The organism is Streptomyces kryoterrae (genome assembly GCF_054072135.1).
In genome coordinates this window covers 4,366,359-4,378,970 of record NZ_CM133358.1, presented here as the reverse complement: position 1 = coordinate 4,378,970, position 12,612 = coordinate 4,366,359, and the positions used below count along the sequence as shown (strand labels likewise).

14 protein-coding genes and 1 pseudogene are annotated in these 12,612 nt (G+C 69.2%); 9 read left to right on the top strand and 6 right to left on the bottom strand.

The window, feature by feature from the left end:
• The first annotated feature begins 232 nt into the window (after positions 1-232).
• From ACW4TU_RS18775 to ACW4TU_RS18750, 6 genes and pseudogenes are all read left to right on the top strand, one after another.
• Positions 233-2,230 (top strand): sensor histidine kinase, encoded by a 1,998-nt coding sequence (locus tag ACW4TU_RS18775; RefSeq protein WP_457428999.1) that lies wholly within the window; start codon positions 233-235, stop codon positions 2,228-2,230.
• Positions 2,227-2,646 (top strand): roadblock/LC7 domain-containing protein, encoded by a 420-nt coding sequence (locus tag ACW4TU_RS18770; RefSeq protein WP_457428997.1) that lies wholly within the window; start codon positions 2,227-2,229, stop codon positions 2,644-2,646. Before ACW4TU_RS18775 ends, ACW4TU_RS18770 begins: the two co-directional genes overlap by 4 nt.
• A gap of 486 nt (positions 2,647-3,132) precedes the next feature.
• Positions 3,133-3,420 (top strand): annotated as a pseudogene (locus tag ACW4TU_RS18765) (HNH endonuclease); the annotation flags it as partial.
• Between the two features lie 384 nt (positions 3,421-3,804).
• On the top strand, positions 3,805-4,008 hold the full coding sequence (locus tag ACW4TU_RS18760) for a cold-shock protein (protein WP_457428995.1): 204 nt from the start codon (positions 3,805-3,807) through the stop codon (positions 4,006-4,008).
• A 57-nt stretch (positions 4,009-4,065) separates the two neighbouring features.
• Positions 4,066-4,197, top strand: coding sequence for a hypothetical protein (locus tag ACW4TU_RS18755; protein WP_457428993.1), 132 nt, complete (start codon positions 4,066-4,068; stop codon positions 4,195-4,197).
• A 237-nt stretch (positions 4,198-4,434) separates the two neighbouring features.
• Positions 4,435-5,724, top strand: a complete 1,290-nt coding sequence (locus ACW4TU_RS18750; RefSeq protein ID WP_457428991.1) for a tachylectin-related carbohydrate-binding protein — start codon at positions 4,435-4,437, stop codon at positions 5,722-5,724.
• 222 nt (positions 5,725-5,946) lie between these two features.
• On the opposite strand, the gene ACW4TU_RS18745 is transcribed toward ACW4TU_RS18750, so the two are convergent.
• The 3 genes from ACW4TU_RS18745 to ACW4TU_RS18735 all read right to left on the bottom strand — a co-directional run bounded on the left by ACW4TU_RS18745 (position 5,947) and on the right by ACW4TU_RS18735 (position 7,867).
• The gene (locus ACW4TU_RS18745) at positions 5,947-7,134 is read right to left on the bottom strand and encodes an aggregation-promoting factor C-terminal-like domain-containing protein (RefSeq protein ID WP_457428989.1); all 1,188 of its coding nucleotides are present in this window, start codon (positions 7,132-7,134) and stop codon (positions 5,947-5,949) included.
• Between the two features lie 55 nt (positions 7,135-7,189).
• Positions 7,190-7,390: a hypothetical protein gene (locus tag ACW4TU_RS18740; RefSeq protein ID WP_457428987.1), complete on the bottom strand. Its 201-nt coding sequence runs from the start codon at positions 7,388-7,390 to the stop codon at positions 7,190-7,192.
• Positions 7,391-7,558: 168 nt separating this feature from the next.
• Positions 7,559-7,867, bottom strand: a complete 309-nt coding sequence (locus ACW4TU_RS18735) for a hypothetical protein (RefSeq protein WP_457428985.1) — start codon at positions 7,865-7,867, stop codon at positions 7,559-7,561.
• A gap of 159 nt (positions 7,868-8,026) precedes the next feature.
• Here ACW4TU_RS18735 and ACW4TU_RS18730 point away from each other — a divergent pair, with 159 nt between their 5' ends.
• On the top strand, positions 8,027-9,022 hold the full coding sequence (locus ACW4TU_RS18730; protein ID WP_457428983.1) for a helix-turn-helix domain-containing protein: 996 nt from the start codon (positions 8,027-8,029) through the stop codon (positions 9,020-9,022).
• 485 nt (positions 9,023-9,507) lie between these two features.
• Here the strand turns inward: ACW4TU_RS18730 and ACW4TU_RS18725 are convergent, their stop codons facing one another.
• The 3 genes from ACW4TU_RS18725 to ACW4TU_RS18715 all read right to left on the bottom strand — a co-directional run bounded on the left by ACW4TU_RS18725 (position 9,508) and on the right by ACW4TU_RS18715 (position 11,912).
• Positions 9,508-10,881: a hypothetical protein gene (locus tag ACW4TU_RS18725; protein WP_457428982.1), complete on the bottom strand. Its 1,374-nt coding sequence runs from the start codon at positions 10,879-10,881 to the stop codon at positions 9,508-9,510.
• A 24-nt stretch (positions 10,882-10,905) separates the two neighbouring features.
• On the bottom strand, positions 10,906-11,307 hold the full coding sequence (locus ACW4TU_RS18720; protein ID WP_457428980.1) for a tudor domain-containing protein: 402 nt from the start codon (positions 11,305-11,307) through the stop codon (positions 10,906-10,908).
• A 98-nt stretch (positions 11,308-11,405) separates the two neighbouring features.
• Positions 11,406-11,912 (bottom strand): helix-turn-helix domain-containing protein, encoded by a 507-nt coding sequence (locus ACW4TU_RS18715; RefSeq protein ID WP_457428978.1) that lies wholly within the window; start codon positions 11,910-11,912, stop codon positions 11,406-11,408.
• 252 nt (positions 11,913-12,164) lie between these two features.
• On the opposite strand from ACW4TU_RS18715, the gene ACW4TU_RS18710 reads away from it, so the two are divergent.
• Both ACW4TU_RS18710 and ACW4TU_RS18705 read left to right on the top strand, forming a co-directional pair.
• On the top strand, positions 12,165-12,326 hold the full coding sequence (locus ACW4TU_RS18710) for a helix-turn-helix domain-containing protein (protein ID WP_457428976.1): 162 nt from the start codon (positions 12,165-12,167) through the stop codon (positions 12,324-12,326).
• Positions 12,323-12,598, top strand: a complete 276-nt coding sequence (locus tag ACW4TU_RS18705) for a hypothetical protein (protein ID WP_457428974.1) — start codon at positions 12,323-12,325, stop codon at positions 12,596-12,598. The genes ACW4TU_RS18710 and ACW4TU_RS18705 overlap by 4 nt, the downstream gene beginning before the upstream one ends.
• Positions 12,599-12,612: the final 14 nt, after the last annotated feature.

Genomic DNA, 12,612 nt, shown 5'->3' with positions numbered 1-12,612 from the left:
AAGTTCCCACGGGCTCTAACAGATCGGAAACCGGCCGCTGCGGCGGGCGCACTAGCTTCGTGACATGAGGGTGTGGACGCCATTACGGCCGCTGCTCGACAGGCTCGGCGAAGCCGGCAGGCGCACTGTCCGCAACAGCGTTGCGGGCAAGGGCAGTTCAGCGCACCGCCACGATGACCGAACGCCTCCCGGTCGCCGTCCGCTGCCCGGCTGGCGCAGCATCAGGGGCCGGGTGGCGGTGGTCATCACCGTCCCCATCTGCCTGCTTCTGACGGTGGCCGGTCTGGCCGTGTACGGACGCGCGGAGGCCCTCGGTGACGCCCGGACGACCCGTGCCGAGGTCGGCCTCAGCCTTCGGGTCCAGGCGCTGGTGCATCAGCTGCAACGCGAACGCGGCCTGACGAACGGCCTGTTGGGCGGCGAGAAGAGCTACCGCACACCGCTCACCGCCACTCGCCAACGCGTCGACACGGCGCTGGAGGCCATGCGCCCGGAACGCGCCGTCGAGCAGGTCATCCAGAAGCACCTGCGCCGCCTCACGGCCATCCGCACCGCAGCCGACAGGAACACTGTTTCCGGCGCGGGCACCGCCGACCGCACCGCCACCCTCACCTTCTACACGACCGCCGTCGACGCCCTCAACGCCGTCGACCCGGTGGCGGACACCGCGACCCGTGACGACCGTCAACTGCGCGACGGACTGGCGGCGTTGCGGGAACTGGCCGCCGCCAAGGAGTCCGTCGCCCTCGAACGCGGCCTCCTCAACGGCGTGTTCGCCGAGGGCGCCTTCCAGGACCGCGAGTACCTCACCTTCACCGAGGTGCGCGCCACCCGCGTCGCCGCCCTCGCCCGCTTCCGCCAGGTCGCCACCGCTCCCCAACTGGCCGCCCTGAAGCGCGCGTTCGGCACAAAGGACGCCGAACGCGCCACCACCTACGAGGCCCGGGCGGAGGGCGCCCCCGACGGCTCCGCGCTGCGCGTCGCCCCTGGCACCTGGTGGGACGCGATGACGGTACTCGTGGACGACCTCTACGCAGTCCAGCAGACGGTTGGTGACGACGTACGCGACCGGGCCGACCGCCTCAGTCACGACGCCGAACTGGCCCTCGCCGCCTACCTCCTCGGGGGAACGCTGATGGCCGCCCTCGTCGCGGCCCTCGCCGCCTTCGCCTCGCGTTCCCTCACCCGCCCCCTCGGCGCACTCGCCGAGGCCGCCCACGACGTGGCCCGGCACCGGCTGCCCGCCACCGTCGCCCGTATCCAGCGGTCCCCGCAGGACGAGGTGGAGTTCCCCGAGGCACAGGCACAGGCACAGGCACTGGGCGGCGCGGCCGAGATCGCCGAAGTCGCGGAGTCCCTGCGCCTGGTGGAACACACCGCCCTCCAGCTGGCCGCCCAGCAGGCCGGCCTGCGCCGCAACACCACCGAGTCGCTCGCCAACCTCGGCCGCCGCAACCAGAATCTCGTACGCCGTCAGCTCGGCCTCATCACCCGCCTGGAACGGCAGGAACTCGACCCGGACGCCCTCGCCGAACTCTTCGAGCTCGACCATCTCGCCACCCGTATGCGGCGCAACGCCGAAAGCCTGCTGGTCCTGGCCGGACAGAATCCGCCCCGGCCCACGGCCGCACCCGCCGGCGGCCTGGAGGTCGTCCAGTCGGCCGTCGCCGAGGTGGAGCAGTACCGGAGGGTCCTGATCGCGGCCGTGGAACCGGTGCGCGTACGCGGACACGCCGTCGCCGATGTCGCCCACCTCCTCGCCGAACTCATCGAGAACGGGCTGACGTTCTCGCCACCGGACGAACCGGTCGAGGTGCACGGCTGGTACGACACCGAGGACGGCACGTACAGCTTCGCCGTCGTCGACCACGGTGTCGGCATGTCCGCGGCCGACAAGGAACGCGCGAGCGCCCGCCTCTCCGGCTCGGACGAGGACGCCTTCCTCGCCGCGCCCACCCGCTTCCTCGGCCACCTCGTCGTCGGCCGGCTCGCCCACCGCCTCGGCGAAGGAGCGAAGGTCCACCTCTTCGACACCCCGGGCGGCGGCCTGTCCGCCCTCCTCGTCCTGCCCGACCGCCTGCTGGCCCCCGCCCAGCCCCTCCCCGCCGTACCGCTCACACCCCCACCCACCACCACAACCACCCCACCCGCTGTCTCCTCCCTGCTCAACGGCTTCCGAGCAGGTGTCGCCCGAGCCGAGGCCCGAAGCACCCAAGGAGCGTCATCGTGACCACCGCAGTCCAGAGTTTCGGCTGGCTCATCTCGGAGTTCGTACGCACCGCCGACGGCGTCACCGACGCGGTCGCCGTCTCCTCGGACGGCCTCCTCATGGCCGCCTCGGACAGCCTCGGCCGGGACCGCGCCGACCACCTCGCCGCCGTCGTCTCCGGCATCACCAGCCTCGCCCAGAACGCGTCGACGACACACGGCTTCCGTGGCATGAAGCTCGTCATGATCGAAATGCTCGGCGGCTTCCTCATGGTCGGCCGCATCCGCGACGGCAGCTGCCTCGGCGTCCTGGCCGCCGAGGGCTGCGACGTGGGCCTGGTCGGCTACGAGATGTCCGTCCTCGCCGACCGCGCGGGCGAACTCCTCACCCCGCAGCTCGTACGCCAACTCCACTCGGCACCGCTGGCGGCGGGATAGCCGCGGTCCCACAAGCCAGAAGGCCCTCCCGTCCGATGGACGAAAGGGCCTCTGACCTGGATTTCCTCTGTGCCCGCGGCAGGATTCGAACCTGCGACACCGGCCGTCCGCTCACGTATGTGGGACGTTCTCACCTGCGGCGGAGTGAGTGTCTCTGGGCAGCTGTCAGGATGTGCGCCCCGCCCCGGGCGGTTCGCCGCGGGCAGACAGGAAAGATCCACGGCTCAATCAACTGCCACTGCTCGTCGGTGAGTCGCCTGCGCGTCCCGCTCGTCTTCCTACCCGCCGCCTTCCAGTTTGATCACAACGTCACACAGGCCCTAGCGGACTGCCGACCCGGGAGATTGTCAGCGGCCAGTACCGGAACGCGTAACACTTAATCCTCTACACGACGACGCAGGACACAACCAGACGCCCCGTCCGCAGTGACCGTCGCATCACAAGTCCAGGAATAGCGCATGGTTCGAATGACGCTTCCCACCAGTCGGCGCCTCCAGCTGGAGCGCCGTACGGCGCGAGGCGTACGCCAGCGACCAGGACGCCGTCACCGGTCTCGTCGCGGTCACCGCGCGGACGAACCGCCAGAAGGCCGACCAGGACCCGAGTGACTGGATGCCGCCGGCCCCGACCGCCACCTGCCGCTACCTCGCCGAATGGACCGCAACCAAGCTCCGCTGGGGCCTGACCGCCGACCAGACAGAGATCGACACCATCAACGTCTACGCCGGCGGACCGTGCCAGATGACCGTCGTCCACTACATCCCGGCGCCGTAACGCCGACAACGCCGACCCGTGCTGGGGACGCAGCCCGTCCCCGCCCCCTCGCCGGGGCATCTGCGGCGTGCGAAGCGGCGCATGCGGGCGCGACTTCGGGCCGGTGATGCCCAGTGTCGCGGCGAGCCGCGGACACGAAGCGGCGCCGGCACGCACCCCTGGCCCAGGAAGGGACGGAGGGCGGGTGGACTGGGCTCGCTACACGCAGCAGATGGCGTCCATGGCGAGGGATCCGCCGGCGTGAAGCAGGCGGGCCTGGCGCGTGGCGTCGGCCGGACAAGCCGAATGATCGGCGGTACAACGGCTGCAGGCTCGTGCGGTTGCAGGGCCGGAACAGGCCCGGATTCACGGGCTGTTCCCAGGTGTGAACGAAGGCTCGACGGTATGGCCGGCGGCACCGTGAAGTGGTTCAACTCCGAGAAGGGCTTCGGGTTCATCAAGCAAGACGGCGGGGGCCCGGACGTCTTCGCGCACTACTCCGAGATCGCGGGCAACGGGTACCGCGAGCTGACCGAGGGCGAACACGTGACCTTCGACATCGGCCAGGGGCGGAAGGGGCCGCAGGCGCAGAACATCGTCCGCGGCTGAGCGGGCCACAAAGCGCTGGGCGGGGCGGCTGACCGGCCCCGCGCGGACCTGCCGAAGGTGACCGAGGTGAAGGTCGCCTACGGCCGAGACCGGCTGCGCGCCGACGGCTGCTTCGACGGCCAAGACGGCGGGCCGCTGTGCGAGGACGACGCCGACTGGCTCGCCGACTTCGTCCGCGGGACCGAGTGACCCCATAGGCCGCCCAGCCTGGACGCTGTCATGGGCGAACGCCCTGTCAGGACGCAACCGGCCAGGGACGTTTGCGGCCATCGGATCTCTCTTCCGGCACCCCTGACCTGCGGCGAAAGTAGTTCCTGACACCGGGCGCCACACCCGCGAACACCCCTCACAGCTGTACCTGCAGGGCAGCTGTCCGGGCCAGGGACGTGCGTTCGCCCACTCGACTTCCGTGCCGCAGGAGAGACCATGAAGCTGAGCAACGTCATTCGCCGTACGTCCGCGACACTGGCCGTCGGGGCGATGTCCCTGGGGCTGGTCACCGTCGCCGGCGAGGCCGCGCAGGCCGTTGCCTCGTGCACCGGGAACGTGTCGATCTACGGCACACTGGCGGACGGCCGGCTGACGTACTCGCAGATCGAGCCGAACACCGGAGACCGCGTGAAGACGCTCACCGGCCCGAACCTCGGTTTCACACCGAAGGCGATGGCGACGCTCAACTTCAACACGGTGCTGGTCACTTCGACGGCCGGTGACCTCTACCGCGTCGACATCCAGACCAACAACACCGCCCTCGCGCTCGCCGGAGTCACCAAGATCTGGGACGGCGGCTGGACCTTCGACAAGATGGTCTACGACGGCGCCGGCCACCTCTACGGCACGGTCGACGGGCAGCTTCACCAGTACCTGGTGTCGCAGGACAAGCCTTCCGGGCCGGCCCACATAGGCCAGCATGTCGTGATCGACACGGGCTTCGTCCTCAAGACGCTGGCCGCCGCGGGCGACGACCGCATCATCGCCTCCACCTCGGACGGACGCCTGCTCAGCTACAAGATCAACGGCGTGAACGACTGGGACCGCGCGGTGCTGAAGTCGAGCGGCTGGTCGGCGGTCGACTCGCTGTCCTCCCCCGGCGGGGGCCTCTACTACGGCCGCACCAACGGCGGCATGTACTGGTACCACGACTCCGACCCCACCGACGCGGACGGCTCCGACATCGCGTACCACCCGAGCGACCCGGTGGACGCCTCCGGCTGGACGCAGAGCCTGCTGTCGGCGTACGCGGACAACTGCGCCTACGTGCCCCCGGCCCCGCCGCACTCCGTGCAGGGCGGCACGATCTACCGCAGCGAGGTCATGACCCGGGCCAAGGACTGGTACAACCGCAACATCCAGTACAGCCAGAGCGCTTACGCCACCGACATCGAGGGCGACGACACCTACCGCGCCGACTGCTCCGGCTTCGTCTCCATGGCCTGGCACCTCACCTCCTCGCTGACGACGCAGACCCTCGACAACGCCGCCGCGCAGATCTCCAAGGACGACCTCCGGCCCGGCGACGCGCTGAACTCCAGCAGCGAGGGGCACGCGGTCCTCTTCGCGGGCTGGAAGGACCAGGACGCCGGCACCTTCTACTACTACTCCGAGGGCAGCCCGGACTCGGACATGAACTACCGGTCCGCGAACGCCTACAGCGGCACCATCGACAGCCACCCGGCCTCGGCGTACGTGGCCCTGCGCTACAACAAGATCGCCTGACGCCCCGGCCCCGCCCCGCCGCCCCCGAGGGCCCCGCCGACACCGGCGGGGCCCTCGCGGCATGCGCGCATGCCCGGCCCTTGGGCCGGGGGCGGCCGTACCGGCAGACGATGTCCACCCCCCTCGGCACGCCCGCCCGCACGACAAAGGGCGGCACTCCCTCCTCCGAGGGGCGCCGCCCTTGTGCCGTGTCCGTAAGCCCGTAAGCCCGTAACTACGGTCCTAGTACCAGTTGTTCGCTTGCCAGAAGTTCCACGCGTTGCACGGAGAGCCGTAGCGGCCGTCGATGTAGCTCAGACCCCATCTGATCTGGGTCAGCGGGTTCTCGTGCCAGTCGTCGCCCGCGGAGTCCATCTTGGAGGCAGGCAGCGACTGCGGGACGCCGTACGCGCCGGAGGACTGGTTCGTGGCGTTCCAGCGCCAGCCGCTCTCGTGGTCCCAGAGGTTCTCCAGGCAGGCCCACTGGGAGGCGTTGGCCCAGGCCGCGTCCTTCTGGTTCATCAGCTGCCGCCCGGCCGCCTTGACCTCGGTGATGTTGCCGCGGTCGACGGTGTCCACGGAGGTCGTGCAGGTGTAGGTGCCGGGCTGTGCGGACAGCAGCTTCTGCGTCCAGCCGCTGGTGTTGACCGGGTCGTCAAGGTGGTACGAGATGTCCGCGCCGGAGCCGTCGGTCGGGTTGGCGTCCTTGTACCAGTACATGGCCCCGGTGGAGAGCCGTCCGTAGTACAGCCCGCTGCCCGGGGAGACGAGCTGGTTGAAGCCCGACCAGCCGGAGGACTTCAGGGAGTTGCTCTTCCAGGAACCGGCACCCGCGACGGTGTAGTCGAGCAGCCGCCCGTCCTCGGTGGTGGCGCCGAGCCGGTCGTCGCCGGTGGCGGTGAGGGTCTTCAGGACGAACCCGGTGCCAATCTCGGTGCGTACGCCGATGTGCTGGGAGCCGGCCGGTTTGTCCTCGGTGACGTTGTAGCGCAGCAGCAGGCCGGAGGTGGTGGTGCCGTAGAGGTGGCCGTGACCGTCGTAGGTCAGCTTGTCGTGGGTCCAGCCGCTGTCGGCGATCCTCACCGGCGGGTTCAGCAGGGTGAGGCTGGTGTTGTTGGTCCTGATGTCGACGCGGTAGAGGGCGCCGCTGGTCGAGGTCATCAGGACGGTGTTGAAGTTGAGGGTCGCCATGGCCTGCGGCTCGAAGCCGAGGTCCGGTCCGACGAGCACCTTGGCGAGATCGCCGGTGGCCGGGTTGATCTGGCTGAAGGTGAGCCTGCCGTCGCCGAGTACGCCGTAGATGTTGACGCCGCCCGAGCAGGTGGTGGCCGCGTCGGCGGTGGGAGCGGTCACCGTGAGGAGGGCGGTGCTCAGGGCGGCGGTGGTCAGCAGACCGGCTGCTCTGCGGCCGTGGGTGCGGATGGTCTTCACTTCTGGTTCCCCCCGGGGCGGTTGGTGTCGGGCAGTCAGTGGCGGCGCGGACGGCTTACTGCCAGCCGGCGTCGGTGAGGGCGGCCTGCCAGCCGGCGTCGGCCGGGACGGCCTGCCAGCCGGCGTCCGCGGTGACGACGGAGGAGGACTCGGCGGCGTCCGTCCCGTATGCCGAGGTGACGGCGGGGGTGGCGAGGGCCGCGGTGACCACGAGGGAGACGACCGCGACGGCCTTGGCGATACGGGTGCGAGGCATGGCTGTCCGTTCCTTCCGGGACGAGGGGTGAGGTCCGGCCCGCCGTCGCGTCCCGCGGTGACGCGCTTACCGGCCGGTGATCACCAGGTTCGTCGCCGCCCGGGCCCATGAGAAGGGTTCCTCGGTGGACGGAAAGGGCCTTGGACCGATACGTCCACACGGGCCGCTTCAGTCCACCGGCTGCGCCTCGAACGCCAGCGGTATCAACGGCACCCCGGCCCCCGTCAGTCGCGCTCCCGCCAACTGCGGCACGTCGCACAGCAGTCGGCCACAGAAGCGGACGGCCCGTTTCTCGGCCTCTCCCAGCCCGTCGGCCAGCAGGTAGAAGCCCAGGGTGAGTCGGGAGGAGGAGCGGGGATGCACGGCGACGTGCTCGACGCGGTCACCGGGAACGAGGGACGCGCGCACCAACTCACGGACGTCCGGCGGCAGACGGTTGCCGGGAGGGAGTTCCAGGTGCGCGTGGACGAGATACATGCGCTCCAGCGTCTCAACGGATGAGGCCGCCAAGTCCGCCTGGCGGGTGGCCGGTTGTGTCCCTGGCCCGTTCCGGCCCGCCTCTGTGACGAAACGTCTCCGTTCTGCGAAGATCGGCGCTGAAGAGGGGTCGTTGTGTGCAGAAACGGGGGGACGCACGTGCTGACCGCACTCGGGCTCGACGCTGTCGCGGAGACGGTGTACCGCGCCATGCTCAGACATCCGGCCGCCGGTGTCGCGGACCTCGGCGACGCCGTGGGGCTGTCTGAGGAGCAGGTGCGCGACGCCCTCGACACCCTGAGCGAGCTGGCGCTGGCGCGTCCCGCCGCCGGGGACGCGGGGCGGCTGCGGGCGGTCTCGCCGGACATCGGCATGGAGATCCTGATGGCCCGGCAGCAGGCCCAGCTGGCGGCGCAGCAGCAGCGCCTGGAGGCCTCGCGGGCGGCCGCGGCCCAGCTCATCTCGGAGTACGCCGAGCTGAGGCCGGCCGCCAGTCACCCCGGCGTGGAGCAGTTGGTGGGGCTCGATCAGATCCGCGACCGGCTGGCCGTGCTCACCCGTGAGGTGCGCGAGGAGTTCCTGACGTTCGCGCCGGGCGGGCCGCAGACCGCGGAGAACATGGCCGCGTCCCGGCCGCTCAACGAGGATCTGCTCGGCCGTGGGGTGCGGATGCGCACGATCTACCTGGACAGCGTGCGCGCCAACCGGCCCACTGTCGAGCACGCCAACTGGCTGGCCGGGCTGGGCGGTCAGGTCCGCACGGTGCCGTCGCTTCCCACCCGGATGATCCTCATGGACCGGCAGATCGCCATGATCTCCGTCAGCAGCGACGACACCGCCGCCGGCGCGGTGCTCCTGACCGGACAGGGCACGCTCACCGCACTGTGCGCGCTCTTCGAGACCATCTGGGAATCCGCCCAGCCGCTCGGCCGGCTCGTCCCCACCGACGCGCACGGCCTCACCGGCCAGCAGTCCACCGCCCTGCGCCTGCTCGCCGAGGGCCACACCGACGAGGCCATCGCCAAGCGCCTCGGAGTCTCCCATCGCACGGCCCGCCGCATAGCCTCCGAACTCATGGACCGCCTCGGCGCCCGCAGCCGCTTCGAGGCCGGCGTACGAGCCGTCCAGCAGCACTGGCTCCCGCCCCACCCGTAACCCGCGCCCGTACAGTGACAGTGTCTGTCGCCAAGGCGCAGGGGCCTACGTGACCGCCGCGCGGGTCATCCACGCTGACCTGCGGTTATGCAGCTGCCGCCGCTGAGCTCGACCACCATCACGGCCGACACGTACACGAGCCTGCGTCCCGAGGCGGATCTGGCGATCGCCGAAGCCCGGCTCGTACCGCGCGCCCGAGCTACCTCCGAAAACGCCGCCCCCGAAGCGGAGACCCAGCCCGACGACACGGAGGATCCAGGCCCAGAGTCCGTGCCGGATGATGCTGATCCGTTGGGAGATATTTCGGAGCTCAACTCTCCGTCCGCTCACGCAAACGGCCCCGGACTAGGAGTCCGAGGCCGAATAGAGTGCCTCCCTGGGGAGGAAACTCCAGGTCAGCGGCGTTCTGTGTTGTGCCCTCGGCAGGATTCGAACCTGCGACACCGGCTTTAGGAGAGCCGTGCTCTATCTCGACTCGATCATGGTCAGACTGCCTCTGACCTGCTGCGGTACCCGCGCCGCTCCCGCTGCCACTGGTCGATGGAGATCGTTTGGGAGGAATTCGGGAGATCATCTTTGGCGGGAGCCTTCACCAGGTCGACCCGGTTCCACAGCGTCTTCCACCCCAGGTTCCCCATCGCGCGCCAGAAGATCTCCTCGAAGCCGTCGAGCCGCTCCTGCCGCATCTCCGGAGTCGGGTGCTGATACACGCCCTTGATGCCCGGCCGCTTGTGGCCGGCCTGCTCGAAGGCGAGCGCAGCCCGCACCCCGATCTGGTCCTGCCACGTGTCGTGCGTATGCCGCAGGGCACGCATCGTCATGCCCGGCGCGAGCGGCTCCCACTCCGGCCGGTACGACGCCCCCTGCCGTATCTTCCGCTCGGGCCGGCCATCGGCCGCGGGCCGCAGGTACTGCTTGCCCCAGTTGTTGCGGCGCCACCACTTGCCGCTCGGCGTCGACAGCGGCCAGTCGTACGGCCAGTCGTCCAAGTGGTACCGCCACAGCCGCGCGAGGAACGGCATCAGATCGAGGTCGCGCGTACGCCACTGGGTCTTCAGCCCCTCGATCTGCATCAGCGTGCCCTTCTTGTTGCCCTCCTCATCGCGCTCGGTGTACTCCACCAGCTCCTGACCGACGCGCAGGACAGGGCACTCGAACCACCCGTTGTCCCAGGCCTGGCGACGGGTGAGCAGACAGTTCTCCCGGGGAAGCCCCGCCCCCTCACCCCAGTTGATCCCCGTCCACGCCGTCGTGATCACGTGCAGACCCTTCGCCGGTCCAAGGCGCTGGGCGACCTGCAGCACCTGCTCCGGCGGGTACGCCTTCTCGTCGCTGCTGCGCGCCACCACGACGACTGGCGTACTCACCACCGGCTTGGTGCGCTTGCGGCCGAACAACGGGTTGATCTTCAGGTGCTTCGCGTCGACGGCCGCAGTAAGGATCGTCGACATCAGCGACACACAGTGCCCCCGGATGACGTCGGCGCAGGGCAAGGTCATCTGCCATGAGTCGACGTCGAACCAGTTGAACGAGATCAGAGGGGCGTGCTCCCACTTCGGAAGGATGTACGTCTGGAGGAGCTTCCACCGCGTGTCCATGGTCTGGCCGCGCTTTGGGCGAGCCGCCATGAACTTGCGGACGAAGGCCCCGAAGGGGGAGCGGTACAGGTCCGGGTCGACCCAGGTGCCGTCCTTGATCAGCCGCTCTTGTTCCTCCCCCCACTCCACGGCCTTGACCTTCGTCGGAAACCCCGGCTCGCTCCCCATGCTTCCGTCGGGCTTCTTGTACTTGGCTCGCCACGTGAACTGCTTGGTCTCCCGACCGTCGCGGACCTTGTACCGCTTCTCCGCCCAGGCCATCGGCCCCCCTCTGTGTCGCGCCAGTCACATGGCGCCGAGCCGAGCGGCGTACGGAGCGGGAAGCCGCCCCCAGTCCGGCGACCGCTCGGACTGCGTACGGGATATCGATTCAGCACCCCGCGCGCTGATGAGATCCGCGCGGACGGTGTACCTGATGAAGTCGGGCCGGTCGTCGACGACGATCACAGCGCCTTCCGGCAGGACCGCGCGACGCTCCATCGCTACGGGGATGCGCTTACCGCGCTGCTCGCCCGGCAAGCGGCGGGCCCACCTGAGGGCCTGCCCCGTGTACGCCTGGGCGAGGTAGCCGGCGCCTTCTTCAGTGATGTCGTCGTTGTGGAAGGTGACGACGCACCCGGTGTCGTGATCCGTGATGTACGGGTCGAAGTACGCGCCCCCACAGCGCTCCACCTCGATCGTCAGCATGGCTTTCCCCGTTCCGCCGAGTGGTGCCCCCCTCTCGGTGACGGTCTGTGCATGCAACCATACTGACGGCTGATACGCGAGTGCCCTGCGGGAATCCCCTAGGGCTCTGCAACCTCGTCGGTGTCATTGCCGATGCCCTGCAGGCGTCGGCGCACCCCCCTGGAACGGGCCGCGATCCGTTCCAACTGCTCCGGCGACATGCCCTTCTTGCCCTGGACGACGACGATGATGTGGCCATCATCCTCATCCGGGCCCAGGTTGAAGACCTGCGAGTCGACCGTCTCGCCCGATCTCAGTTCGTATTCAACCGCGGGGGACAAGCCAAGCGCCGGGGCTGGGCCACCGCCCCCCTGTGCTTCGGAAGCGAGCACAGGCTCGCCTCCGGCGAGCACTTGGTCGACGGACTCATCGGTCCAGCCGAGGAGCCGCGCATAGCTGCGCACCGTGGTGACGGTGACCTGGCCTCCGTCGCCGCGCTCCATCTTCTGGACCGTGCTGCGTCCCACGCCTAGAGCGTCGGCAGCCGCCTGCTGACTCAGCTTCGGGCGCCGCTGCTCTCGTGCGGCTTTCAGCTCTTCGCCCAGCCGTACGAACTCCTGGTTCATGCAACCCAATGATGCCTCATCGGGTTGCACGCTCATAGCTCAGATTCGGCGCTTTGACCTGCGTTTTATCTGGCGCATTGCCCGTCTTGGTTGCATCATCCGCCTCTGTCGCACCATGAGTAACCCTCCATTCGCTTGCAATGCGAGCACTTAGCGAGCGCAAGATGCTTGCACGGGTAGCCAGAGTGCGCTTAGATTCCAAGCGTGAGACCTAACGGACCAGCAATGCGTGCCATCCGTGAAGCTCGGAATATGAGCCTCCGTGAGCTCGAAGAGGAGACCGGCCTGAACCGGGGCTACCTCTCGCGTCTCGAACGCGGAGAGATCCACGAGACCGGCGAACAGAAGGTCCGCGAGGTCGCAACAGCACTCCACGTCCCTGAAGACCTGCTCGAACTCAAGGAGAAGCCGTGACCGGGAAGGCCACGATCACACCCCCCACAAGGCCCGTCCCCAACACCCCGGACCACGCCGAGAACGAGGCCGAATTCCGCCGGTGGACGCCGGAAGAGGTCATCGCGAGGTGCCTCCTCCCGTACCGCAGCGCCCGAGTCCTCAAGCAGAAGTGCTACCGGCGCGAGGTGCACCACCACAACGACGGCGGGCGGATCACCTTCACCGCCGAGGACCTGCGCAAGGAGAACGAGCGGACCGCCGTCACGCCGTTCGCCAGGCCCGCCGCCTGACGCTCAGCGGCATG